The following is a 25,854-nucleotide window of genomic DNA, read 5'->3' on the forward strand; positions in this document are numbered from 1 at the left end:
GGCCCAGGGCGACGCCGCCGGGGTGCGGCGGTTCGTCGCGCAGCTGGCCGGCACGGGTCCGGTGCGCCCGGAGGTGGCGGCGGGTGTCGAGTCGGCGGGTCGCCGCATCATCGCCCACGCCTTCGACTTCGGCTGGCTGCCGGGGGACGTGCACCAGGCCGCGCGCCGTCGCCTCGACGAATTCGCGGTCGGCTATCTGACCGATCTGATGGCCGATCACCGCGCCCGGTTCGCCGACGACACCGTGGACGAGATCTGGCAGGCCCAACTCGACGAACTCGGAGCCACCGTCTGGTGGACCCCACCGCACCTGACCGCCTGGGCCGACCGCGCGCTGCTCACCGGCGCCGAAGCGGTGACCACCGTCGTCGCAGCGCTCGGGCTCCTGCTGCGCCTGCCGAAACTCGAGCCGATCCGGCCGCTGCCCGGCACCGCGCGCCGGCACCGGGCCGCGCAGCACGACGTGGACGCCAAGGCGCTCGGCCGGGTTCGCGGCCTGCTCGCCAAGGCCGAGTCCACCGCCTTCCCCGAGGAGGCCGAAACCCTCTCGGCCAAGGCCCAGGAACTGATGACCAAGTACGCGATCGACCGTGTGCTGCTGGAGACTCCCACCGTCGACAGCGACCTCCCCGGCGCGCGCCGCCTCTGGCTCGACACCCCTTACACCGAGGCCAAGGCCCTGCTCATCGACCTGGTGGCCCGGGCCAACCGGTGCCGGGCGATCTTCGTCGCCGACTGGGACTTCGTCACCGTCGTCGGCGAGGACCCCGACCTCGACGCCGTGGAACTGCTGTCGACCTCCCTGCTCGTGCAGGCCACCCGGGCCATGATCGACACCCCGTCGGCCGCGGCCGACTCCCGTTCGCGCGCCTATCGCAAGGCCTTCCTCACCGCCTACGCCACCCGCATCGGCGACCGCCTCACCACCGCCGCGGCCACCACCGTCGCCGCGTCTCCCGACCCCACCACCTTGCTTCCGCTGCTGGCCTCCCACGACCTGCGCGTCGAACAAGCCTTCACCACCTATTTCCCCACCACCCGCGCCCGCGGCATCACCATCCGCAGCGCCGAGGGCTGGGACGCGGGCACCGAGGCCGCCGACCGCGCCCGGCTGGGCGACCACCGACCCTGATCGACCGGGGCGGTATCAGGGTTTCGCCTCCGTCGAACGGGTGACGACAGCGCGCCCGCCATCTCGTGAAGATGATCGGTATGGTCACTCCGAAATCGATCGTCTGCGGTGTCCTGATCGCGCTGGCGCCTGTCCTCGGCGGCTGCGTCGCCGCCGAGCGGCCGAACCACTCGGCCGCCACGGTCGCCGAGCTGGTGGCGCAGGCCGATGCCGTGCCGACACCCAGGATCGACTGGTCGCCGTGCGCGGAGGAACCGCTGCGGGGCAGCGAGTGCGCCCGGGTGGCGGTGCCGCTGGACTACGCCGATCGCACGGGACAGCACCTGGAACTCGCGGTGGTGCGCCAGCCCGCGCGCGACCCGGCGCACCGCATCGGCACCCTGTTCACCGCGGCGGGCGGACCCGGCGGCTCGGGCCTGGAGTGGGCGGCGAAAGGTCAGCTGTTCCCCGGCGAGCTGAGCAGTCGATTCGATGTCGTCACCTTCGACCAGCGCGGGGTGGGACGCAGTTCCGCGGTGCGCTGCTTCCCGGATTCCGGTGCGCAGCGAGAGTTCTGGCGCACCCTGGCCCTGCCGCCGGTCGACGCCTTGCAGCAGAGCGCCACCGAGGACGCGAGCCGGCGACTCGCGCAAGGGTGCCTGCGCCACGACGGCGCGCTGATCGCTCACCTGACCACCGTGGACGCCGCCCGCGACCTCGATCTTCTCCGCCGCGCGGTCGGCGACCAGCGCCTGACCTACCAGGGCGGTTCCTACGCCAGCTACCTGGGCACTGTCTACGGCGCCCTGTTCGCCGACCGTGTTCGCGCCCTGCAACTCTCCTCGATCCTCGACCCCGTCTCCTACACCACCGACACCCGCGCCGGCATCGAGGCGACCGCGCTCGGCACCGAGGAGGTGCTCGGCGAATTCCTGCGCCTGTGCGCGGCGGGCGGGCCGCAACGCTGCGCCTTCGCCGCGGGCGCGTCGTCGGCGGCCGAGCTGCGCGCCCGCGATACCGCCCTGCTCGACCGGGCGAAGACGACGGGCCTGCAGGTCGGTCAGGGACCGACGACCGTGTCGGTGTCCTACAGCGAGGTCGTCGCAGCCCACGCCATGCTGCTGTACGACGCGGCCCAGGGCTGGCCCGCGCTGGCAGCGCTGCTGGCCGAGTTCGAGCGCGGCCCCGCCGGGAATCCCGCTGTGGTGCACCAGGTCCTGAGCGCGATCGGATCGACGGGCGACTTCCTGGATTCCTTCGTCGCCATCTCCTGCGCCGACAATTCTTTTCCCCGGCAACCGCAGCGCTGGCCCGAATTCGCCGCCGAATCCGCCGACAGCGCGCCGGTCTACGGCCCGTTCTGGCTCTACCTCCGGCAGCCGTGCGCCACCTGGCCCGCCCCCGCCGACGGCTACCCCCAGCGCTACACCGGCCCGTGGACCCAACGAGCCGCCGTTCCCCCGCTGCTGTTCAACAACCGTTTCGACCCGGCCACCCCGCTCACCGCCGCCCAGCACGCCGCCGAAGCCATGGGCGAGGCGCGGTTGGTCGTGGTGACCGACGGCTACGGCCACGAACCGGCCGGCGACTGCGTCACCGACCTCACCCGGCGCTATCTCATCGAGCTGCGACTCCCGGAACCGGGCACCACCTGCACGGCCGGCCTGGTGCCGTTCACCGGATGACGCGGTCGCCGAGACCCCGGGCCGCCCGGACTCCGGCGGCGAAGGCGATTTCTAGCCCACGCGCTCGATCGACACCAACAATCTACTTGACAGTCTCTGTCAATTAGCTAGATACTTTCGGCAGACGGAACAGTCAGGCGAGCACGGAGGTGTGGGGTGTCCTTGCGGGAGAGGCAGCGGCGGCAGGTGCGGGCCGAGATCCAGCACGCGGCGTTCGCGTTGTTCGCGCGGTCCGGATTCGACGAGGTGACCACCGAGCAGATCGCGGCGGCGGCGGGGATCTCGCCGAGTACCTATTTCCGGCACGTGCGCAGCAAAGAGGATCTGCTGCTCGACCCGGTGCGGGAGGGAGGCGCCGGGATCGCCGCCCTGCTCGAGGGCCGCCCCGAGGCGGAACCGGCGGATACCGCACTGGCCCGAGCGATCCTGGACCGCTCGACCGCGTTGGGCACCGAGGAGCTGGAGCAGTGGCGCGCCGCCTTCGCCACCGCGCCGCATCTGCTCGACCGTGTCGCGCTGATCCCGCCGGATCATCGGGCGCGACTGGTCGAGCTGGCCGCGCAGCGGATGGACACCGACCCGGTCACCGACAGCCGCCCCGGGCTGCTGGTGCACCTGATGCTCGCGGCCGCCGAGTTCGGCTATCTCCAGTGGTTGCGTAGCGCGCACAACCCCTCGGCCTCGCTACCGGTCTGTGTCGAAGCGGCGGTGGCCGCGGTGCTCGACGACCGCTGGCGAACCCCGCGCTGACCCCCGCCGTATCGGACAGAAGAGGCAACAATGCAGCAGGACAGCGTGATTCCCGAGACGGTGGATGTCGTGGTCGTCGGATCGGGCGCGGCGGGCATGGCCGCCGCGATCACCGCGGCCCACCACGGCCTGACGGTCGTGATGGTCGAGAAGGCGAGCCGCTGGGGCGGTTCGACAGCCCGCTCCGGCGGCGGGGTATGGATTCCGGGCAACGCGGCGCTGGGCCGACGGTCCTCGCCCGACGACATCGACGACGCCCGCGCCTACCTCGCCGACATCATCGGGACGGACGTCGCACCGGAGATGATCGACACCTACCTCGATCGCGGGCCCGCGGCCTTCGAATTCCTGGCCCGCCACGCGCCCTTGGCGATGCGCTGGGTTCCCGGCTACAGCGACTACTACCCCGAAGCACCCGGCGGTCGAGCCCGTGGCCGATCGGTCGAACCGAAGCCTTTCGACGCACGCGGTCTCGGTGACGAGCTGGCCACCATGGAGCCCGACTATCTGCGGGCCCCCCGCAATGTCGTGCTGACCCAGGCCGACTTCCGGCAGATCCATCTGGGGCTGCGCAATCCGCGCAGCCCGTTGCGGGCGGCCAGGATCGGGGCTCGCTGGCTCGGCGGCGCGCTGCGCGGGCGGCATCTTCTCGCCCGTGGCCAGGCACTGAGCGCGATGCTGCGCCTGGGGATGCGTGACGCCGGAGTGCCGCTGTTGCTGGATACCGCCCTGGTCGAACTGGCCGTGGCCGATGACCGCGTCGTCGGGGCCGTCGTCCGCCGCGACGGCGCCGAGCGGGTGATCAGCGCGCGGCGCGGGGTGATTCTGGCCTGCGGCGGTTTCGAGCACAACGCCACGATGCGCGCGCGATACCAGCGCGAGCCCATCGGCACCGACTGGACCGTGGGCGCGGCCGCCAACACCGGGGACGGCATCCGCGCCGGTCAGACGATCGGCGCGGCCACCGCCTTCATGGACGACGCCTGGTGGGGCCCGTCGATCCCGCTACCGCGCACGCCGTTCTTCTGCGTCTCCGAACGCAATCTTCCCGGCAGTCTCATCGTCAACGACCGCGCGGAGCGGTTCATGAACGAATCCCTGCCCTATGTCGAAGCCACCCATCGCATGTACGGCGGCCGGCACGGCCGCGGCGAGGGCGCGGCCGAGAATCTGCCCGCGTGGCTGATCTTCGACCAGCGCTACCGCAACCGCTATCTCTTCGCCGGCCTTCCCCCGCGCGCGCCGCTGCCCCGGCGCTGGTTCGATGCCGGCATCCTCACGCGCGCAGACACCGTCGGCGCACTCGCGGACAAGATCGGGGTACCGGCCGCGAGCCTGTCCGCCACGATCACCCGGTTCAACCACTTCGCTCGCACCGGCGTCGACGCGGAATTCGGCCGCGGCACCAGCGCCTACGACCGCTACTACGGCGACCCCCGCCAACGCCCGAACCCCAACCTCGGCGCCCTCGACACCGGCCCCTACTACGCCGCCCGGCTCGTCCCCGGCGATCTCGGCACCAAGGGCGGCCTGCGCACCGACACGCACGGCCGCGTCCTGCGCACCGACGGCACCACCATCGACGGCCTCTACGCCGCGGGCAACACCAGTGCGCCGGTCATGGGACACACCTACGCAGGCCCCGGGGCGACCATCGGTCCCGCGATCGTCTTCGGCCATCTCGCCGCGGTCCACGCCGCCACCGCCTGATCGGCGGCGGACCGGCGGCCCACCCGCCCGTTCAGCGGGTGGGCTCGCGCGGCTCGAGGACGACGACGGGGATTTCGCGGTCGGTCCAGGCCTGGTAGTGCTCGAAGTCGGCGTAGGCGTCGACGAGCAGGGGCCACAGCCGGGCGCGTTCCCGCGGGTCGGCGGTTCTGGCGCGGACCGGGCGACGGTCCCGGCCGATCTGGACGTGGGTGTCGGGGGTGGCGCGCAGATTGTGGTACCACTGCGGGTGTTTGGGCAGTCCGCCCTGGGAGGCGACGACGATGACGTCGGCGCCGTCGAGGAGGTAGAGCAGCGGCGTGGTGTACTCGACGCCGGACTTGCGGCCGCGGTGGTCGAGCAGCAATGTCGGGACCGGCTTGCGGAACCCCGCGCCGACCCGCCATTTCCCGCCGATCCGACCACCGGTGCGTCGGTAGACCCACACCTGGGTCTTGCCCATGATCTTGAAGATCGTGGGCAGACGCGGGGAGTCGAGGTGTTTCGGGCGCGGCGGTACTGCGGTCATCCAACGACCATACACACCGACCCCAGTGTGTATGGTTCCAAGGGGCGTCGACCTCCGACTACAGCGACCCGAGCCAGTTGCGCAGCAGCTGGGCGCCCGCGTCGCCGGACTTCTCCGGATGGAACTGGGTGGCCGAGAGGGCGCCGTTCTCGACGGCGGCCAGGAACGGAACGCCGTGTTCGGCCCAGGTCAGCTTCGGGGGCGCGATGTGCTCGTTCTCCGGCAGTTCCCACTGCTGGGCCGCGTAGGAATGGACGAAGTAGAAGCGGGTGTCGGCGTCGAGCCCAGCGAACAGGGTGCTGTCGGCGGGGGCCTTCACCGTGTTCCAGCCCATGTGCGGCAGGACCGGCGCGTCGAGGCGAGCGACCGTGCCCGGCCATTCGCCACAACCCTCGGTCTCCACGCCGAACTCCACGCCGCGATCGAACAGGATCTGCATCCCCACACAGATCCCGAGTACCGGACGGCCACCGGCCAGCCGCTGGCCGATGATGCGCTCACCGCGCACCCCGCGCAGCCCGGCCATGCACGCCGCGTACGCGCCGACCCCGGGGACGACCAGCCCGTCGGCGGCCAGCGCGGCCTGCGGATCGGCCGTTACTTCCACCTGCGCGCCCGCGCGCACCAGCGCGCGCTCGGCGGAGTGCAGATTGCCGGAGCCGTAATCGAGCAGGACGACCTTCGCACTCACAGCACGCCTTTCGTGGACGGGACGCCGCTCACCCGCGGGTCGATCTCGACGGCGGCCCGCAGTGCCCTGGCGACAGCCTTGAACTCGGCCTCGGTGATGTGGTGCTGGTCGCGGCCGTAGAGCACCCGCACGTGCAGCGCGATCCGCGCGTTCTGCGCGATCGACTCGAAGACGTGCTTGTTGAGCACCGTCGAATACGACGCGCCGGGCCCCGCGCTGGGAATGATGGTGTGCACCAGGTGTTCCGGCTCGCCGGTGAACACACAGTACGGCCGCCCCGACACGTCGACGGCGGCATGCGCGAGGGTCTCGTCCATCGGGATGAATGCGTCGCCGAAGCGGCGGATGCCCTTCTTGTCGCCCAGGGCCTTGCCCAGCGCCTGGCCGAACACGATCGCGGTGTCCTCGACCGTGTGGTGCGCCTCGATCTCGATGTCGCCCTCGGCCCGCACCACGAGGTCGAACCCGCCGTGCTGGCCCAGCGCGGTCAGCATGTGGTCGTAGAAAGGGACACCGGTGGAGATCTCGGTCTGCCCGGTGCCGTCGAGGTTCAGTTCCACCAGGATCGACGATTCCTTGGTGACGCGCTCCACCCGCGCTGTTCTGCTCATCTCGTTGCCTCCAGCGTTCAGTGGGTCAGGTCGGTGGCCGCGATGTCGGCGCTCACCCGCAGGAACTCGTCGTTCTCCGCGGCGAGACCGACGGTCGCGCGCAGGTAGCCGGGGATGCCGACGTCGCGGATGAGCACCCCGGCGTCGAGGTAGTGCTGCCAGGCGCGCGCGGCGTCGGTGAACCGGCCGAACAGGATGAAGTTGGCGTCGCTGGGGATCACCGCGAAACCCTGCGCGGTCAGCGCGGCGGCGACCCGGTCGCGCTGGGCGGCCAATTCCGCCACGCTGCCGAGGGTTTCGTCGGCGTGGCGCAGGGCCGCGCGGGCGGCGGCCTGGGTGACCACCGACAGGTGGTACGGCAGCCGGACCAGCAGGATCGCGTCGATCACGGCGGGCGAGGCGGCCAGGTAGCCCAGGCGACCACCCGCGAAGGCGAAGGCCTTGCTCATGGTGCGGGTGACCACCAGCTTGGTCGGGAACCGGTCGATCAGCGTGATCGCGCTCGGCGCCGCCGAGAATTCGCCGTACGCCTCGTCCACGACGACGATGCCGGGCGCCGCGTCGAGGATCCGCTCGAGCTCGTCGATCGGGATGCTGTGCCCGGTCGGGTTGTTCGGGCTGGTCACGAACACCACGTCGGGTCGGCGTTCGGCGATCTGGGCGACGGCGTAGTCGATGTCGAGGGAGAAGTCGCCGCTGCGCTTGGCCTCGATCCACTCGGTGTCGATGCCCTCGGAAATGATCGGGTGCATCGAATAGGAGGGCACGAAACCCAGTGCGCTGCGGCCGGGTCCGCCGAAGGCTTGCAGCAGCTGCTGCAGGATCTCGTTGGAGCCGTTCGCCGCCCACACGTTCGCGGCGTCGACGGGGACGCCGGTCTGGCGGGTCAGGTAGGCGGCGAGGTCGGCGCGCAGGGCGACGGCGTCGCGGTCCGGGTACCGGTGCAGGTCGGCGGCGGCGGCGCGCACCGATTCGGCGACGTCGTCGATCAGCGCCGTGCTCGGCGGATGCGGGTTCTCGTTGGTGTTGAGCTGCACCGGCACGGTCAATTGCGGTGCGCCGTAAGGCGATTTGCCGCGCAGGTTGTCGCGCAGCGGCAGCTGATCCAGGGTCGCCGAGGCGCCGGGCACGGTCGGAGTGCTCACGACAGGGCCTCGAAACGCGCCTGCACGGCCTGCCCGTGCGCGGGCAGATCCTCGGCGTTGGCCAGGGCGACGACGTGCCCGGCGACGTCCTTCAGCGCCGCCTCGGTGTACTCCACGATGTGGATGCCACGCAGGAAGGTCTGCACGCTCAGTCCCGAGGAGTGCCGCGCGCAGCCCGCGGTGGGCAGCACGTGATTGGAGCCCGCGCAGTAGTCGCCCAGGCTGACCGGCGCCCACGGCCCGACGAAGATCGCGCCGGCGCTGCGCACCCGCGCGGCGACGGCGGCGGCGTCGGCGGTCTGGATCTCGAGGTGCTCGGCCGCGTAGGCGTCGACGACGCGCAGGCCCTGGGTGATGTCGTCGACGAGGACGATCCCGGACTGCTTGCCGCTCAGTGCTTCCCGCACGCGGGCGTCGTGCTTGACGACGGTGAGCTGGGCGTTGAGGGCGGCGTCGACCGCGTCGGCCAGTGCCACCGAGTCGGTGACCAGCACGCTGGCGGCCAGCACATCGTGCTCGGCCTGGCTGATCAGGTCGGCGGCCACGTGCACCGGGTCGGCGGTGGCGTCGGCCAGGACCGCGATCTCGGTGGGGCCCGCCTCGGCATCGATGCCGACCAGGCCGCGGCACAGCCGCTTGGCGGCGGTGACGTAGATGTTGCCGGGCCCGGTGATCAGGTCGACCGGCGCCAGTGCGGCGCCGTCGGTGTCGGTGCCGCCGTAGGACAGCAGCGCCACGGCCTGCGCGCCGCCGACCGCCCACACCTCGTCGACGCCGAGTAGCGCGGCGGCCGCCAGGATCGTCGGGTGCGGCAGACCGCCGAACTGGGCCTGCGGCGGCGAGGCCACCACCAGCGACTCCACGCCCGCGGCCTGCGCCGGGACGACGTTCATCACGACCGAGGAGGGGTAGACGGCATTGCCGCCGGGCACGTACAGCCCGACCCGCTCGACCGGCACCCACTTCTCGGTGACGGTGCCGCCGGGCACCACCTCGGTGACGGTGTCGGTGCGGCGCTGATCGGCGTGCACCTTCCTGGTCCGCTCGATCGCGACCTCGAGCGCGGCCCGCACGGCCGGATCCAGCTCCGCGAGCGCCTCGGCCAGTTTCGCGACGGGCACGCGCACCACGTCCGGGCGCACACCGTCGAACTTCTCGCTGTAGTCCAGCGCGGCCTCGGCGCCCCGGTCGCGGATGTCCTCGACGACCGGCCGCACATGATGCAGCACCGAGTCCACGTCGACTCCTCCGCGCGGCAGCGCGGTGCGCAGCTCGGCAGCGGAAGGAGTACGACCGCGCAGATCGACGCGGGCGAGCTCGATGCGGGGAGTCATATCGGGGTGCAGTCCTGTCTGTGCTGGGCTCAGGTCAGGTACCAGCCTATCGGTCGCCCGCCACCGCATTTCCGGCAGATCCCGCCGAAGACGACGGACCCGGCGGGGTCACCCCCGCCGGGTCCGTGCTCACTTCGTCGTTCGCGGGGCGAACCGCGCCGATGTCAGCGGGTGTCGCCGTCGATGCGCAGACTGCCGCCGGAGTTGACCACGCGCATGACCATCGCCTTGGTCTGGCCGTTGATGGTGATGCTGGCCAGGCGCATGTCGGTCGAGCCGTCGGCGTTGTTGCCCTTGACCGCGGTGATGCTGGCGAAGGTGTCGACGGTGCGGTCGTTCCAGTACTCCCGGAACGCGGTCTCACTGCCGTAGACCTTCTGCGCGGCCGGGGTCAGCAGCGACCAGGAACCGGCCGGATTGCTGAAGAAGTTCTCCACCAGCAGGCCGGCCGAGCCGATGTCGACAGTGCCGACGTTGGCGGTCTGTCCGAGCGCGACCGGAGCCGCGCTGCTCGACGCCGGACCGGCCGAGGCCTGCACCGAGGTCGACGGATTCGCCTGCACCTGCGGGGAATTCGAGTCCGAGCTGTTCATGGCGCTGACCGCGACGGCGATCGCGGCGACCACCGCGCCGACACCGGAACCGATCAGCACCGCACGGCCCTTGCCCGCCTGCTTGCGCGGCAGCGGCGCGGGCTGCGCCGCGGTCGGCGGGTGCGCGGCCGTGTCGTGGCGCGCGGGCGGACGCGGATTCGACCGGATCTGCCGGGTGGTCGCGGTGGACGCCCCGGCGTGCGAGGTCCGGTTGCCGGACTGCCGGATGACCTGGGTCGCGGCCGCGGAATTGCGGCGGCCGTAGGCCTCGCTGGCGGGAACGAACCCGGCGGGCACCGCGTCGGCGTCGGCGAACGCGGCCAGCGCGTCGCGGGCCTCGGTCATCGTCGGCCGGTCCAGCGGGTCCGGGCTGAGCAGGTCGAGCAGGAAGTCGGTCGCCGGGCCCGCGTTGCGCGGCTCGCGCACCTGGCCGTTGGCCGCGGCGTAGAGCACCGCGAGCGGGTTGGCGTTGGCACCGTAGGGCGGCTCGCCCTCGAGCGCGTGGAACAGGGTGGCGCCGAGCGCGAACACGTCGGCGGCCGGCGTCGGATCGGAGCCGCGCGCGACCTCGGGCGCCAGGTAGGCGGCGGTACCGCAGATGAGACCGGTCTCGGTGAGGGTGACGTCACCGGCGGCGCGGGAGATGCCGAAGTCGGTGATCTTCACCTCACCGTGGTCGCCGAGCAGGATATTGCCCGGTTTCACGTCCCGGTGCACCAGGCCCGCCTGGTGGGCGGCGATCAGCGAGGACGCCACCTGTTCGCCGATGCGGGCGACCTCGGTCAGCGGCAGCGGACCCTTCTGCCCTAATTCGGCAGCCAGGCTGACGGACTTGAGGTACTCCATCACCAGGCACGGATCACCGTTGTGCTCGGTGATGTCGAAGACCACGATGGCATTGGGATGCTGGAAGCGTGCCGCGTTGCGGGCTTCCCGAATCGCACGCTGACGCAGGACATCCCGCTCACCCTCGGGCAGGCTGGGCTTGATGTGGATCTGCTTCACAGCCACGGAGCGTTGGAGGCGTTCGTCGACAGCGCGCCATACAACGCCTGTGCCGCCGCTACCAATACGCTCGACCAGGCGGTAATGCTCCGCGATCTTCTGACCGGTATCGATGGCGCCTACTCCGAACCTTCTCGAAATTGTGACATCCCGCGTATTGACCATGGATATGGTCCGTCGACGAGTGTAGCTGGCCCGGTGTGGACCGCGTGCGGCAGCGTGGGTATTGCTCGCCCACAGAGCGTGACATAGATCATCGTTTGGCTCTCAGCATCCGTCCGGCCGCTTCGACGGCGGGGCCCGAGCTGCCCGCGTCGGCCACGAAGACAGCGAACGCGAGATCGCCGTCGATGCCGACGAACCAGCCGTGCGCGTGCTTGTCGTCGAGATATTCCGCGGTGCCGGTCTTGCCGAGCAGCCCCGGGATATCGCGCAGCGCGGTGGCGGTGCCCGCGGTCACCGTCTCGCTCATCATGGTCTCTATCTGCGACGTCACGTTCGCGGGCACCGGCGCGGAGGCGCGGTCGGCGGTGCCGGGACGCCCCCGCACGATGGCGGGCGCGGGCGCGGAACCGTGCGCGAGCGAGGCGGCGACGAGCGCCATCCCGAACGGCGAGGCGGTGACGCTGCCCTGGCCGATGCTCGACTCGACCTGCTGGGCCGGATTCTGCGCGGGCGGAACCTTCCCGGTGACAGTCGTCAACCCGGGTGTCACATAATCCACGCCCAACCCCAGCTGCGCGGCCGCCGCGGTGAGCCCGTCGGCGGGTAGTCGCACGCCCAACTCGGCCATCGTGGTGTTGCAGGAGCGGGCGAAGGCGGTGTGCAGCGGCACCTGTCCGAGATCGAAGCCGTTGTCGTTGGGAATCGTGCGGCCCTCGATGGTCGCGCGGCCGGGGCAGGGCAGCACCGTGTCGACGGTGACCCCGCCCGCCTGCAGCGCGGCCGAGACGGTGACGGTCTTGAAGGTCGACCCCGGCGGGTAGAGGCCGGTGAGCGCGATCGGGCCCTGGGCGTCGGCGGGCGCGTTCTGCGCGACGGCGAGCACCTCCCCCGTCGACGGGCGCAGCGCGACGATCGCGGCGGGCTGCTCGATCGGGGTCAGCGCGGCTTCGGCGGCGTTCTGCAGGTCGATGTCGACGGTGGTGGCGATGTCGGCGGTCGGGGTGGCGTCGGGGCCGGCGATGCGCTGGGTGCCCTCGGCGGTCTGCGCGCGCACGGCCCAGCCCGCCGAGCTGTCGGCCTGCTGCTGCCACAGTTCGGCCAGCCCGGCGGTGGTGGGTCCGGCCAGGCTCTTGTCGACGGTGAGCAGCCGGGTCTGCGGCGCGAGCGTCACCCCGCGTACCCCGGTCAGCGCCTGCTGCACCGGGGCGATGTCGGCCGCGCGCAGCGCGACCGCGACCACCGGTTTGCCTTGCGCCGCGGCCAGATCCGCCCGCAGCGTGGCCTCGGTGACGCCCTGCGGCGCGAGCAGCGCGGCGACCGCGGGCAGGTCGGCGTCCGGGGCGACGTTCACCAGCGTCACCACCTGCTCGGTCATCAGCTCACCGCCCGAGGCGTCGAGCACCCGCGCGGGTTTCGGGTAGACGGGGCTGTAGCTGAGCGGGCCGAGCTCCAGGCCGGGCGCGACCGTGGTGGGGTTCCAGGTGATCTTCCAGCCGTCGGCGTCGGTGGCGGCGCCCGTGCTGGTGTAAGTCCACTCGTCGCGGCCCTCGGGGCCGAATTTCCACGTCGATTCGAGGGTGAAGGTGGTGTCGTCGGTGGCCGAGACGCGGACCGAATCGGTCTTGCCGAGGTTGTCGAACAGGGTGGTCAGCGTCGCGCGGGCCTGCTCGGGCGCATCGGTGAGCGCCGCCGCGGCGGCCGCGTCACCGCTGCTCAGCGCGGCGGCGAAGGACTCGGCGACGGTCTGCGGCTGGTCCGGTCCGGACGAGCACGCGACGGGCATCAGGGCGAGCGCGAGGAGCAGGACCGGTGTCTTGCGGGAGAGGCGCACGCGACCGAGGGTAGCCGGATTCGCGGTGCGCGTAGGAACCTCGCGCTACCACCAACCGGTGATCGCGCCGATCTGGCGGCCGAGTTCGGGTGCCAGCGAGCGCGCGTAACTGGCCGTGAGGTGGTGTTCGTCGCGATAGATGAGCACATTGCCCTCGACCACACGACAGCGTTGCGGTCGGCAGACGGCATCGGAGAGGTCGAGCAGGTAGACGTTCGGGTAGCCGGCGGCCGGTTCCTCGGCCGGGTCGCGGGCATCGAGAGCGGCGGCGCGATCGAGCCCGCAGCTGTCCGGATCGCCGCGGTGGGCCAGGCAGTCGGTGGCGCGGTAGAGCACGCCGTCGCGGCGCAGGCGCGGAGTGTCGCGCAGCGCAAGCACATTCAGGCCGCGATCCTGCAGGGCCGACCACACCTCGAGGTATTCGCCGGGCACTTCGTCGCCGAGGCCGTCCTTGCGGTAGCGCGTGGACAGCGTCAGTACCCAGTCCGGCGGCTCCGCGGTCAGCCGGTCGAGCACCTCCTGCGACCACTCGTGGCACTCGGGAAACGGCCATTCGGCATAGGACGGCTGGTCGGCCAGGGTGACCGGACAGCCCTCCTTGAGATAGGAGATCACCCGGATGCCGTGTTCGGCGCCGAGCAGTTCCAGCGCGGGAATCCAGTGCTCGGAGTGCGATCCGCCGACGACCGCGATCGACCGGGCCGCGTCGGGGTCGCCGTAGACGCAGGTGCGGACCTCACGGTTGGGGGTGATGCAGCCGTCGGTCGTCGGCGGCGGGGTGTCGGCCTGGCCTTCGAACACCGTGGGGCGCATCGGTTCCGGCGAGTACTCGATACCGGAGAGCAGCGCGGCCGCCCCCGGGTACCGCGTGGAGTCCAGCGCTTGCGGGGGCACCGCCGGGTTGGCCCGCAGCACGACCTGCCAGCCCACCGCCGAGACCAGCACGGTGACGGCGAGCGCGGTGACCAGCGGGCCGGTCAGGCGGTGCCCGCCCGCCGCGCTCGTCTGCCCGGTGGGCGGCAGCCGCAGCGGCGTCTCGATCAGCCGGGTCGTGAGGGCGGCCAGCACCAGCGAGATGCCGATCACCACCAGCCCGTCGACGAGCCCGGCGTGCGCGCGGCCGGTCTCGGCCAGATAGAAGATCAGGATCGGCCAGTGCCACAGGTACAGCGGATAGGCCAGCGCCCCGAGTTCGGTGCACACGCGCCCGGCCAGCAGCCGGTTCGGCCACGCGGTCACCGTCGCGGCGCCGAAGCCGGAGGCGATCACCAGGCAGGCCGCGGCCACCGGCCACAGCGCCGCGACGCCGGGAAACTGGTTGGCGCCGTCGAACATCGGGCCGCACGACAGCACCATCAGCAGGCCCGCCGCGGCCGCGAGACCACGCAGCGCGCGCGGCACCCGCAGGGCGGGCGCGGCGACGGCGAGCGCGGCGCCCGCCAGCAGCTCCCAGACCCGCGCGATGCTGTCGTAGTAGGTCCACGCCTGGTGCTGCGCGGTGCCGAATGCGGCGTACCAGAACGAGAGCAGGCCCAGCCCGGCCAGCGCGACCAGCAGCGTCGGGCGACCGGCCGCGCCGCGACGGCGCAGCCACGCCCACCCCGCGAGGACGGCGAGGATCGCCAGATAGAACTGGCCCTGCACCGACATCGACCACAGATGCTGCAGCGGGCTGACCGAGGGGTCGGGCGCGAGATAGTCGAGTTCGGCCGTGGCCAGATACCAGTTCTGCACGTAGAACATCGAGGCCAGCGTCTGCGCCGCGGTCTCGCCCAGCTGGGTGTAGGGCCGCAGCGCCACGGTGGCGACCGCGATCGCCGCCAGGACGACGACCAGCGAGGGCATCAGCCTGCGCGCGGTCCGGCGCGCGGTCGCGCCCGCGGCCACCCCACCGCGCCGTTCGACGCCGCGGACGACCGCGCCGGTGAAGAAGAATCCCGACAACACCAGGAACACGTCGACGCCGCCGGACACCCGGCCCGCCCACACGTGGAACGCCACGACCAGCGCGATCGCCAGACCGCGCAACCCGTCCAGATCCCGACGCCGGACCGCCGGACCGGCGAGCGGTCCGGACTGGATTGTCGCCTCCGGCTGAACCGGCAACGCGGATTGCACCTTCGGCACCAACGACCCCACAGATTCGTTTCCCTACCCCACAGCGCGGGGGTGTGTTTCCCGGCAAGTAACCATCAATTTGCCGTAGCGACACCGTGGAAGCAAACCGCCGAGCCGTGCGCGGGGCCGTCGATGTGAGGGGTCAGTCGACGCGCCAGGGCGCGGTCACCAGGACCGCGGCGTCGGTGTCGTCGAGGTCGATGTCGAACACCTCGGTGAGGACTTTCGGCAGGTCGGTGGGGTCGAGGTCGCGCGCGGACCAGGTGCCGTCGGGGTATTCGGTGGTCAGCGTCAGGTCGTCGAGGACGTGGTGCACGTCGGGCCGGAAGCGCTGCACGAACGGCCGGGTGGTGAACGGCGAGCGTGGCGAGGTCGACACGAAATGGTTGCCGACGGCGTAGTCGATCCGGTACTGCGGGTCCAGGGTGAACGCGTAGCGGTCCTGCCAGCCGTCCCGGGCGAACTGGTGCAGCACCCACAGGTCGGCGCCCAGTTCGCCGGTGCGGCGTTCGAGCCGGAAGCGCCACCGGCCCAGCGTGAATTCGCCGTGCTCGTCGGTCAGTTCGAACGGCGCGAGCGGCCCGGCGCCGAAGCCGACGTCGCAGATCCACACTCGCGCGTCGTCGGCGGTGGTGACCCGGATCAGGGCGTGGGTGGCGGGCCGGATCGCGCCGGAGTCGAGCGAACCCATGGTCACCCGGCCGCTGAGCCCGGTGACGCCGAAGCCGAGCCGCTCCAGCGCGGCGGCGAAGAGGGTGACGTTCTCGTAGCAGTAGCCGCCGCGGCGCCGGGTCACGAGCTTGTCCTGGAGGGTGGCCAGGTCCAGCGGGATGCCGCGCCCGAGGATGATCTCGAGGTTCTCGAACGGCACGGCCGTGGTGTGCGCGGCGACCAGCGCGTGCAGGGTCCGCACGGTCGGGGTCCGTGGCCCGTCGTAGCCGATGCGCGCCAGGTAAGCGTCCAGATCCAGCTCTTCGCCCTGCCAGCGGTCGGCCCGCTGCGTCGGTTCGGTCACCGTGCTCCTCTTTCGCCTCGACAACTCCCCCCGGACAACGCACCGTGCCGGATCGGTGTTCCGCCGCGCCCGTCGACGCGGGTCAGGCGGCGCATTTCGCGCCGACGGGCGGCGCGGGCGCGGTGACCACGCCCGCCCCCACATCCACGACGTAGTCGCCGACGGCGGGCGCGAGCGGTTCGGTGCCCGCGAGCAGGCGCAGCACCACGCACCCGCCCTCGAAGAACGCGGGTCCGATGTCGTGGTTGCCCGGCACGACGGCGCCGGACAGGTCGCGCCCGCTGACGACGGTGTAGAACGAGTACGGCTTGCCCGCCGCCGCCAGCGCGTCCCGCAGCTCCACACTGGTGCGGAACGGCACGATGGCATCGGCGGTGCCGTGGATCAGGAAGGCCCGGCGCATGCTCATCCGGTCGGCGAGCAGCGCGGGTGAGCGCTCGGCGTAGGCGAGCGGGCAGCCGATCGGGGTGCAGCCGCCGGCGTCGCGTTCGATCTGACGAGGCAGCGCGGGATCCACCGCCGCGCCGTCGGCCCACATCGTGAAATCGTCGGCGGGACCGTAGTTGTCGACCCAGTAGTCGAACAGTCCGGCGGGACCGTGTGCGACAGCCAGGCCGCTGGTGATGCCGCCCTGGCTCCAGCCCCACAGCACCGTGGTCGCCACGGCCGGGTGCGCATCGCGGTACCACCGGGTCGCTTCGACCACGTCGTGCCAGCCCGCCCACAGATTCCACTCCCCGGCCCGCCACGGTCCCTCGGCGCTGCGCAGGTCCATCAGCAGGATCGGCGAGCCGCCGACGAGCGCCAGCGAGGTCAGGTACGGCGCGAAGTCGGCCGAGGAGCCGCCGTGCCCGTGCACCGCCACCACCAGCTGATCGTCCGAGATATCGCCCGGCGCACAGCGATACGGCTCGTACACCCGCCCGGTGGCCCGCTCGCCGTCGACGGTGATACGCACCGGGACCACGCTCACCCCCGGCGCGCACACCGGCTGCGCGACCGCGCCCGGCCCACCGACGAGCACACCACCCACCAGCACCACCACCGCCGCGACGACCCGGCCCCACTGCCTCATGCCGTGATTGTCCGCTGTCGCAGTGCGCCGGACCCACCGCACACGTCGCGACACGCGACCATAGGGGGCGGCTAGCGCACCGCGACAGCTGAGCACCACAGCCAGCTCAGCGCGCGGCAGCTCAGCACAGCATCGCGACTCAGCGCAGCGCTTCCTCCGCTCCGCGGTGCAGCTGCACCGGCGCGGTCTTGCTCGCGGTCTCGGCGTTGATGCCCTTGGCGGCCGGATTCGCCTGTTCCAGTTGCGGTTTGCGTTCCAGCAGCGTCTCGGTGAGCACACAGGCCAGGTTCGCGTCGAGGTCGTCGCGGACGACGAGCAGGTTGGGCACCACGATGGTCGGCACATCGGCGGCCAGGCCGTAGGTGGCCGCGGGGATCGGCGCGGTCTCGTAGACCGGGTTGATCTCCTTCAGCTTCGGCAGCACCCCGGTGATGTCGAGGAACCGGACCTTGTCCTTGGCGGTGGTGAACAGGTCGGTGATGCCGGGCGTCGGCAGGCCGCCGGACCAGAACATCGCGTCGATCGAGCCGTCTTTGAGCCCGTCGACGGTCTTGGTGAGGTCCAGTCGTTGGGCGGCGATGTCGCTGTCGGGGTCGAGGCCCGCCGCCTGCAGGACGCGCTGCGCGATGACCTCGGTGCCGGATTTCGGCGACCCGGTGGAGACGCGCTTGCCGCGCAGGTCGGCCAGGGAGTTGATCCCGGCCTCGGAGCGCACGATGACCTGGGTGTAGTTGTCGTAGAGCCGTGCCAGCGCGCGCACCGGCTGCGCGCTGGCGAAGCTGCCCTTGCCCGCCACCGCGTCGGCCGCGGAGTCGGCCAGCGAGAACCCGACCTGGTAGGTGCCGCCGACGACCTGCTGGATGTTCTGCACCGAGGCGCCCGTCTCGGCGGCGGTGGCCTTGACCTTGCCGTCGGTGGCGGCCGAGATCTGCTCGGCGTAGGCGTTGCCCAGCGCGAAGTACACGCCGGTGGCATTGCCGGTCGCGATGCCGATCCTGGTGTCCTGCCGCACGTCACAGGTCACCGCGCCGCCGGCGTCGGTGGTCGGGGTGTCCTGGCGTCCACCGCATCCGGTGAGCAGCGCGGCCGCGGCGGACACCGCCGCCACGGCGACCATTGTTCTGAGCATGAGGTCCCCTCTCGTCGACGGCCACGTCGCCGCCTGCTGATGTCCACGGATCACGGTGTGGCCGTGGCTGTTCGGCGTCGCCGCCGGTCGACGACGCCGGCGAGCACGGCGACGAGCAGGACCGCGAGACCGAGCACGGTCGCGGTCGGATTCGGGTAGAGCAGGATCAGGCCCGCCGCCGCGGCCAGTCCGCGCGGCACCGGTCCGATCGCGCCGATGCCGAACAACCAGCCGCCGGTGGCCGCCGCCAGCGCCGCGACGCCGACGCAGGCGGCCGCGCTCACCCACAGCACGTCGAGCAGGGCGCCGCGCCCGAGCAGGTGCTGGCCGGCGTCGGTGAGCACGAACATCAGCGGCACCAGAAAAGCCGGCAGCGCGTAGCGCAGGGCCGCCCACATGGTCGGCATCGTCTTCGCGCCGGTGACCGCGGCCGCGCCGACGGCGGCCAGCGCGGTCGGCGGCGTCACCTCCGAGAGCACCGAGAAGTAGAAGACGAACATCGCGGCCGCGGGCGCGGCGACGTCCAGGTCGAGCAGCGCGGGTCCGATGATCACCCAGCCGATGACGAACGAGGCCGTCACCGGCACCGCCAGCCCCAGCAGCGACAACGCGATCGCCGCCAGCACCGCGGTGGTCGCCAGTACGACGGCGGGATCGTCGGAGAGCACCGATCCGGCGCGGACCAGCAGCGACGCCAGTTGCGCGCCGAGACCGGTCTTGGTGGTCATTGCCGTGATCACGCCCGCCGCCGCGCATACCGCGACCACGGGCAGCGCCGAGCACATGCCCAGCGACAGGGTGCGCAGGGCCGCGAGCGTGAACTGCCCGGCATCGCGCGCCGACCACTCCCGCCCCGGCGCGTCGGCCGGGGATTCCGCGGCGGCGACCGACCGCGCGCGCAGAATCCGGTCGGGCACGGCCAGGATCAGCGCCAGCACCGTGGCGTAGACGACCGCGCGGGTCGCGCTCATCCCGGCCAGCAACAGCACCACGATCACGATCAGCGAGGAGAAGTGATACCCGAAGCGCCCCAGCAGCTTCCACCACGGCCTCGGCAGCGGGCCGTCGGCCAGGTCGGCGGGCGCGCGCCCCTCGGCGTGGATGCGGCGGGCGTCGATCTCGACCGACAGCAGGATGCCGAGGTAGTAGAGCAGTGTCGGGATCAGCGCCCAGCCGAGCACCGTCACATACGACACGTCGAGGTATTCGGCGACGATGAAGGCCGCCACGCCCAGTGTCGGCGGGGACAGGATCGCGCCGACGCCCGCCGCGGCCAACATGCCGCCCGCCTGTTCGGGCCGGTAGCCGGCCCGGCGCAGGATCGGCCAGGTGACCGCGCCGGTACTCACCGCGGTCGCGGTGCCCGACCCGGAGACGGTGCCGAGCAGGAACCCCGACACCACCGCCGTGCGCCCCGCCGCACTGTGCGAGCGCCGGAACAGCGAGACCGACAGATCGACGAAGAACCTCGCGGCACCGGAGAATTCGAGGACGGCGCCGTAGAGGGTGAACAACACGATGTAGCTGGCGGCCACGTCCAGCGGGGTGCCGTAGAAGCCGCTGCCGGAGTTGTACAGCGCGTCGACGATCTGGTCGACGTCGAGCCCCGCGTGCGCGATCGCCCAGCTCTGCGGCAGCAGGCCGCCGTAGTAGCCGTAGGCGAGGAACACCAGGCAGACCAGCGGCAGGATCCACCCCGTGGTGCGGCGGCAGGCTTCCAGGATCAGCACGAGCAGCACCGCGCCGAACACGACGTCGACCGGGGCCAGCATGCCCTGCCGGTCCAGGAAGGCGTCGTATCCGCCGCCGCCCGCGCCGAGGGTGAACGGCAGCACCGGATACAGGCACACGACCAGGGTGACCGCGGCCAGCACCCAGTCCAGCGGCGCGGGCGCGTCGGCCCTGTCGAGCCTGCCCCAGCCGGAGCGGTAGCTCAGGAAGACCAGCGGCAGCGCGATCGCCAGGAACACGACCAGGTAGTACTGGCTGCCCTGCGGCAGCGGCCGGAACACCTGCCACAACGCCAGCGCCGCCAGCGCGAACGCCACCACGCCGACCAGCCGGGCCGGGAAACCGGTGAGGGTGCGGGCCGGTCGTTCCTGGTCGTCGACGCCGAGTTCGGCCGAGGTCACGACCGGTGGCGCTGCGCTCATGAGCGCGACGATAACAACACCGGCAGGCGCCCGGCGGCGAAAACGGCGACCGGGAATTCTGTACAAAAGTGACAGAACCCCGTTGCCTTCGGCGTTGTGTCACAGCACGATCCACCGACGAGCAGCGACCGGGACGGCACACTCGGCAGGCGGTGACGCGGGGATGTCGGTGGGTCCGCCTAGGATCCGCGCATGCCTTCGATCGATACCGCGCAACGCCGGGCCCGCCTGGCGACCAGGCATCGGCTCGCGCCGTCGACCCGCTCGACCGAGCCGACCGAGATCGCGCGTTCGATGGTGGTCCTGCACGCCACCGATCCGGCTACGGTCTATCTGTCGGTCGGCGCGCGCGGCGTCGACCTCACCCCGGCCCACGTGGAGCGCGCGCTCTACGACGAGCGCACCCTGGTGCGCCTGCTCGCCATGCGCCGCACCATGTTCGTCGCCCCGACCGAGTTGGTCCCGGTGCTGCAGTCCTCGTGTTGCGACGCGCTGGCGATCAAGCAGCGCAAGGCCTACGGCCGCTACCTCGAGCAGGCGGGTGTCGTGGACGGCGATGTGCAGGAATGGCTCTCCGATGTCGAGGCCGAGACGCACGCCGCCCTGCTCGCCCGCGGCGCGGCCACCGGCGCCCAGCTGAGCAAGGACGTCCCCCGGCTGCGCACCCAGATCGATACCGCGCCGGGCAAGTCGTATTCGAAGCCGACCAGCATCACCACCTGGGTGCTGGTGGTGCTCGGCGCCGAGGGCCGGATCGTGCGCGGCCGCCCCAACGGCAGCTGGACCAGCAGTCAGTACACCTGGGCTCCCGCCGAAACCTGGCTCCCCCCAGACCTTTCCCCGATCCCCGCCGCCGAGGCGCGGGTCGAGCTGGTGCGCCGGTGGTTGCGCGTGTTCGGCCCCGCCCCGGTGACCGACCTGAAGTGGTGGACCGGCTGGACCCTCGGCGAGGTCCGCACAACCCTCGCCGAGCTCGACATCGCCCACGTCGACCTCGACGACGGCACCACCGGCATCGTCCTGGCCGACGACCTGGCTCCGGTCCCGACCCCCGAACCATGGGCCGCCCTGCTCCCCGCCCTGGACCCCACCCCCATGGGCTGGCAGTCCCGCGACTGGTTCCTCGGCCCCCACGCCCCCGCCCTCTTCGACCGCAACGGCAATATCGGCCCCACCATCTGGGCCGACGGCCGCATCGTCGGCGGCTGGGCCCAGCGCCCCGACGGCGAGGTGGTCACCCACCTGCTCGAGGACGTCGGCAGCGACACCAGGAAACTCATCGACGCCGAAACCGACCGCACCACCGCCTGGTTCGGCGACATCCGCGCCATCCCCCGCTTCCGCACCCCGCTCCAGCGCGAACTGACGGCTTAGCCACCGGCGCGGCTCGCGGCTGCCCGATCCGGGGACCACACCACGTTGGGGGACGCGCACACATCCGCCCCGGTGGTGGCACGCGGCCACCGAGCGCAGCACGAGGATCAGCTGAAGACCGGCAGCCTGCGCCGAAGTCAGTCGGCGGTGAGATCCAGGCGGTCGAGGACTCCGGCCAGGCCGCTGCGGACCGTCTCGGCGTCGTCGATATCGGCGCCGTAGGTCACTTCGTGCCACGGTCCGAGCTGGTGCCAGAGCAGAGCGCGGCGGCGCAGGGAGTCGGTGCGGCCGTAGGCCGTGGCGACGGCGGCGGCGAAGGCGGCCGGTGCGCCGTACAGGGGCCATGCCAGGTCGTTCGCGGCGTCGCCGAGGTGGGTGTCGCCGAAGTCGATCACACCGCTGACGTGGTCACCCTCGACGAGGATGTGTTCGGGTCCCAGATCACCGTGGACGATCGTGTCCGCGGGAAGATCCCGCGCGGCATCGAGAATCGTCTGTGCCCGAGCCCGGCGAGCGGCAGGCAGCATCGGCACGACCTCGGCCCGGAACCGCCGTAGCGTCGCCTCCCGGTCGTCGCCGGTCTCGGTCGCCGAGGGCAACCCGTGCCGCACCGCCTCGGGGCCGGGGCTGTCGTGCAGGGCGCGAAGAAATGCGCCGATCGCGAGACCGTGTTCGGCAGTAAGCGATTCGACCGCCCGGCCGGGGACGAGCGCATGACGCACGACCAGCGGCGACTCCGTCACGACAGCGGGGACCGGCACCGGTAACGGCAGTCGCGGTGCCAGCCACGGCAGCAACCGGGTCTCGCGCCGGAGCTGGTCGGCGACCTCCGGTCGGCGCGGGCGGCGTTCGACCCAGCGGCCGTCGACCAGGACGGCGAGGCTGTCCCACCCCTGCGAGAACTCCACGCCCCCACGCTAGAGCACCGCTGGGCTATCGCGCCCCTTGATCGCCGTCGACGACCGTACGCCCCCACCGGGAACAGAACTGCCTGCCGTTGGTCCCGCGCTGCGGACGTCAGGCCCGCGATCGCCTCACATGTCCAGCCCGAGGTCCAGGACGCGAACCGAGTGGGTCAGGGCGCCGATGGCCAGGTAGTCGACCCCGGTGCGGGCGTAGTCGGCGGCCTGCTCGAGCGACAGACCACCCGAGGACTCGAGCTTGGTGTTCGGCGCGGCGGTGTTGCGACGCTGCACGGCGGCCTGGGTCTGCCAGAGCGGGAAGTTGTCGAGCAGGACCAGCTCGACGTTCTCGGCCAGCACCGCGTCGAGCTGCTCGAGGCTGTCGACCTCCACCTCGCAGGCGATCTCGGGGGCCAGCTCGCGCACGGCACGCAAAGCGTTGACGACCGAGCCCGCGGCGACGACGTGGTTGTCCTTGATCAGCGCCGCGTCGCCCAGCCCCATCCGGTGGTTGACGCCGCCGCCGACGCGCACCGCGTACTTCTGCAGCGCCCGCAGCCCGGGCAGCGTCTTGCGGCTGTCGCGGATCTTGCAGTCGGTGCCCTCGACCTCGTCGACCCACGCCGCGGTGGCGGTCGCGATGCCGGACAGGTGACACACCAGGTTCAGCATGGTCCGCTCGGCGGTGAGCAAGCCCCGCGTCGGCGCCTCGATGCTCAGCACCGAGGTACCCGGCTCCACCCTGGTGCCGTCGGCGACGCGGTCGGTGACGGTGTAGTCGCCCGCGCCGATCACCTCGTCGAGCACCAGCAGCCCGACGTCGAGGCCCGCGACGGTGCCGTGCTGGCGCGAGACCACCGACGCCTTGCTCACCGCGTCGGCGGGCACGGTCGCGACGGTGGTGACGTCGGGTCCGTAGCGCAGGTCCTCGTCGAGGGCGGTACGGATCAGCGTCAGCAGTTCCGCACGATCCAGGGCGGCATCCAGAGCCATCACTGCACTCCTGTTCTCGGGCGCGGCATGCGCCCGTTCGATCCAGCGGAGATCCTCACCGGCCCGCCGGAATTGCTTGTGCGGCACCTGATGCCGCGTACTGTCAGCCGGGCGCACCTCGGCGCGGTGCGGACCGGTCCGCCGAGCACCGGGCCGTCTCGATCGAGACCACGCCGTCGATGATCACCGCCGCGCGGCGTGCACCGGTCGGTGACGGGGCCCGGCGTTCGCCGCGCACCGATGCGCACGCCTGCGGGTGGTCGTTCACCGCGCACCGATCGACACCGCGACGGCATCGACCGCGACGGTGGACAGTCCGAGCGCCCCGTCCGCGCCGAGGCGAACCGCGGTGCTGTGCCGCTGATCCTCGACCGGACCCGGATACTCCGAGCGGGTGTGGCAGCCCCGGCTCTCGGCCCGGTCGGCGGCCGCGATCAGCAGCGCACGGGCGGTCAGCGTCAGCGCGGCGTCCTCGATGCGGCGCAACGTGCGCGCGGCGTCGAAAACTCCCTCGCCGGAGCCGGTCCCATCCAGCGGCTGGACCGCCCGCGGCGCGGCGGCATCGAGCGGGGACACCACCGACCGGGCGGCGTCGATCCGCGCGAGCGCGATGCCGAGCCCGGCACCGTCCCGCACGACGGACGCGTGCTCGGTCATCGCCTGCTGCACGACCGCCCGCTCCGCGAAGTCCACCGTCCACGCCGGGATCTCCTCGACATCGGTGCGCGCACCGCGCCGTTCGACCGCCGCCGCACCGGCGCGCTCGCCCACGACCAGCCCTTCGAGCAGGCTGTTGGAGGCCAGCCGATTCGCCCCGTGCAGCCCGGTCCTGGCGACCTCGCCCGCGGCGTAGAGTCCGGGCACCTCGGTGCGCCCCTCGGTATCGGTCAGCACCCCGCCGCACTGGTAGTGCGCGCCGGGCGCGACCGGGATCAGTTGCGCCGCGGGATCGATCCCGGCGGCCAGGCAGGACGCGGTGATCGTCGGGAACCGCGCGGCGAAGCCGGCGATGTGGCGCGCGTCGAGGAACACGTGATCGGTACCCGTCGCCCGCATCCGCTCCGCGATGGCCCGCGACACCACATCGCGTGGGGCCAGATCACCGCGCGGATGTACCCCCGCCGTCACCGATTCGCCCTCCGCGTCGACGAGAATCGCGCCTTCCCCGCGCACGGCCTCGCTGATCAACGGCCGACGGCCCACCCCGCCCGGGGTGTAGAGCACCGTCGGATGGAACTGCACGAACTCGAGATCGGCCACCGCGGCCCCGGCCCACAGAGCCAGCGCCACACCGTCGCCGGTCGCGCCGGGCGGGTTGGTGCTCGAGGCGTAGAGCTGGCCGAGCCCGCCGGTCGCCAGCAGCACCGCGGGAGTACGGACGACACCGAAACCGTTGTCCGACATCGCGACAACGCCGCGCACACCCTCGGGACCGGTCAGCACCCGCAGCGCGGCGGCGCCGAAGAGCACCGGCAGTCCGGCCGCGTTGAGCGCGCGCTGTACCTCGGCGCCGGTGGCGTCACCACCGGCGTGGATGATCCTTCGGGTGCTGTGCCCGCCCTCGCGGGTGCGCGAGATCTGGCCGTCGCGGCCGAGATCGAACACCGCGCCGAGGTCGGTCAGCGCGGCCACGGCCGCCTGCCCGCCCGCGACGATCGAGCGCACGGCCTCGACCTCGCACAGCCCGGCACCGGCCTCGACCGTGTCGCGCACGTGCGAGTCGACCGAATCGCCCTGCGGCGCGACGACCGCGATGCCGCCCTGCGCGTACTGCGTCGAGGTGTCGGTGGGACCGCCCTTGCTGAGGATGAGCACCCGCAGCCCGCGCAGCGATGCCGTGCGGGCCGCGGTGAGTCCCGCGACGCCACCACCGATGACCACCAGGTCGACCTCGGCCTCCCAGGAGACCGGAACCGTCGCCGTCATGGTCGCTACCGG

20 protein-coding genes are annotated in these 25,854 nt (G+C 72.0%); 5 read left to right on the forward strand and 15 right to left on the reverse strand.

Annotated elements, in window-relative coordinates; translation table 11 throughout:
• From ATM97_RS34770 to kstD, 4 genes are all read left to right on the forward strand, one after another.
• Nucleotides 1–1,132 (forward strand): DUF2786 domain-containing protein (locus ATM97_RS34770; RefSeq protein WP_218717278.1); only part of this gene is annotated, 1,132 nt, incomplete at its 5' end.
• Nucleotides 1,133–1,212: 80 nt separating this feature from the next.
• The gene (locus ATM97_RS07810) at nt 1,213–2,796 is read left to right on the forward strand and encodes an alpha/beta hydrolase (RefSeq protein ID WP_218717279.1); all 1,584 of its coding nucleotides are present in this window, start codon (nt 1,213–1,215) and stop codon (nt 2,794–2,796) included.
• Nucleotides 2,797–2,952: 156 nt separating this feature from the next.
• Nucleotides 2,953–3,546: a helix-turn-helix domain-containing protein gene (locus tag ATM97_RS07815; RefSeq protein WP_308248407.1), complete on the forward strand. Its 594-nt coding sequence runs from the start codon at nt 2,953–2,955 to the stop codon at nt 3,544–3,546.
• 30 nt (nt 3,547–3,576) lie between these two features.
• Nucleotides 3,577–5,256: a 3-oxosteroid 1-dehydrogenase gene (gene kstD, locus ATM97_RS07820; protein WP_218717280.1), complete on the forward strand. Its 1,680-nt coding sequence runs from the start codon at nt 3,577–3,579 to the stop codon at nt 5,254–5,256.
• 31 nt (nt 5,257–5,287) lie between these two features.
• Here the strand turns inward: kstD and ATM97_RS07825 are convergent, their stop codons facing one another.
• The 12 genes from ATM97_RS07825 to ATM97_RS07880 all read right to left on the reverse strand — a co-directional run bounded on the left by ATM97_RS07825 (nt 5,288) and on the right by ATM97_RS07880 (nt 20,647).
• Nucleotides 5,288–5,782 carry a nitroreductase family deazaflavin-dependent oxidoreductase gene (locus tag ATM97_RS07825; RefSeq protein ID WP_218717281.1) on the reverse strand — a complete coding sequence of 165 codons (495 nt, stop codon included), beginning with the start codon at nt 5,780–5,782 and terminating at the stop codon, nt 5,288–5,290.
• 58 nt (nt 5,783–5,840) lie between these two features.
• Nucleotides 5,841–6,473 (reverse strand): imidazole glycerol phosphate synthase subunit HisH, encoded by a 633-nt coding sequence (gene hisH, locus ATM97_RS07830; RefSeq protein ID WP_218717282.1) that lies wholly within the window; start codon nt 6,471–6,473, stop codon nt 5,841–5,843.
• Nucleotides 6,470–7,084 carry an imidazoleglycerol-phosphate dehydratase HisB gene (gene hisB, locus ATM97_RS07835; protein WP_030203827.1) on the reverse strand — a complete coding sequence of 205 codons (615 nt, stop codon included), beginning with the start codon at nt 7,082–7,084 and terminating at the stop codon, nt 6,470–6,472. Before hisB ends, hisH begins: the two co-directional genes overlap by 4 nt.
• 17 nt (nt 7,085–7,101) lie before the next feature.
• Entirely contained in the window at nt 7,102–8,229 is a 1,128-nt protein-coding gene (locus ATM97_RS07840) for a histidinol-phosphate transaminase (RefSeq protein ID WP_218717283.1), read from the reverse strand.
• Nucleotides 8,226–9,563, reverse strand: a complete 1,338-nt coding sequence (gene hisD / locus ATM97_RS07845; RefSeq protein ID WP_218717284.1) for a histidinol dehydrogenase — start codon at nt 9,561–9,563, stop codon at nt 8,226–8,228. The genes ATM97_RS07840 and hisD overlap by 4 nt, the downstream gene beginning before the upstream one ends.
• 164 nt (nt 9,564–9,727) lie before the next feature.
• Nucleotides 9,728–11,326, reverse strand: a complete 1,599-nt coding sequence (locus tag ATM97_RS07850; RefSeq protein WP_255587368.1) for a serine/threonine-protein kinase — start codon at nt 11,324–11,326, stop codon at nt 9,728–9,730.
• An 88-nt stretch (nt 11,327–11,414) separates the two neighbouring features.
• On the reverse strand, nt 11,415–13,109 hold the full coding sequence (locus ATM97_RS07855) for a penicillin-binding transpeptidase domain-containing protein (RefSeq protein ID WP_255587377.1): 1,695 nt from the start codon (nt 13,107–13,109) through the stop codon (nt 11,415–11,417).
• A gap of 93 nt (nt 13,110–13,202) precedes the next feature.
• Complete coding sequence (locus ATM97_RS07860) at nt 13,203–15,263, reverse strand: acyltransferase family protein (RefSeq protein WP_255587369.1); 2,061 nt, start codon at nt 15,261–15,263, stop codon at nt 13,203–13,205.
• Nucleotides 15,264–15,417: 154 nt separating this feature from the next.
• Complete coding sequence (locus ATM97_RS07865) at nt 15,418–16,290, reverse strand: arylamine N-acetyltransferase (RefSeq protein ID WP_218717286.1); 873 nt, start codon at nt 16,288–16,290, stop codon at nt 15,418–15,420.
• Between the two features lie 82 nt (nt 16,291–16,372).
• Nucleotides 16,373–17,365, reverse strand: a complete 993-nt coding sequence (locus tag ATM97_RS07870) for a S9 family peptidase (protein WP_255587370.1) — start codon at nt 17,363–17,365, stop codon at nt 16,373–16,375.
• A 139-nt stretch (nt 17,366–17,504) separates the two neighbouring features.
• Complete coding sequence (locus ATM97_RS07875; protein WP_255587371.1) at nt 17,505–18,494, reverse strand: TAXI family TRAP transporter solute-binding subunit; 990 nt, start codon at nt 18,492–18,494, stop codon at nt 17,505–17,507.
• A 50-nt stretch (nt 18,495–18,544) separates the two neighbouring features.
• Complete coding sequence (locus ATM97_RS07880) at nt 18,545–20,647, reverse strand: TRAP transporter fused permease subunit (protein WP_218717287.1); 2,103 nt, start codon at nt 20,645–20,647, stop codon at nt 18,545–18,547.
• Nucleotides 20,648–20,839: 192 nt separating this feature from the next.
• On the opposite strand from ATM97_RS07880, the gene ATM97_RS07885 reads away from it, so the two are divergent.
• Nucleotides 20,840–22,021: a winged helix DNA-binding domain-containing protein gene (locus ATM97_RS07885; RefSeq protein ID WP_218717288.1), complete on the forward strand. Its 1,182-nt coding sequence runs from the start codon at nt 20,840–20,842 to the stop codon at nt 22,019–22,021.
• Between the two features lie 137 nt (nt 22,022–22,158).
• Here ATM97_RS07885 and ATM97_RS07890 read toward each other — a convergent pair whose 3' ends face one another.
• From ATM97_RS07890 to ATM97_RS07900, 3 genes are all read right to left on the reverse strand, one after another.
• The gene (locus ATM97_RS07890; RefSeq protein ID WP_218717289.1) at nt 22,159–22,929 is read right to left on the reverse strand and encodes an aminoglycoside phosphotransferase family protein; all 771 of its coding nucleotides are present in this window, start codon (nt 22,927–22,929) and stop codon (nt 22,159–22,161) included.
• A 126-nt stretch (nt 22,930–23,055) separates the two neighbouring features.
• Complete coding sequence (gene nadC / locus ATM97_RS07895; protein WP_218717290.1) at nt 23,056–23,916, reverse strand: carboxylating nicotinate-nucleotide diphosphorylase; 861 nt, start codon at nt 23,914–23,916, stop codon at nt 23,056–23,058.
• 264 nt (nt 23,917–24,180) lie between these two features.
• A complete protein-coding gene (locus tag ATM97_RS07900; protein WP_218717291.1) occupies nt 24,181–25,842 on the reverse strand; it encodes an L-aspartate oxidase in 1,662 nt (553 codons plus the stop codon).
• Between the last annotated feature and the right edge of the window lie 12 nt (nt 25,843–25,854).

This window comes from Nocardia sp. MH4 (assembly GCF_019266065.1).
In the GTDB taxonomy this organism is placed as follows: Bacteria; Actinomycetota; Actinomycetes; order Mycobacteriales; family Mycobacteriaceae; genus Nocardia; species Nocardia canadensis.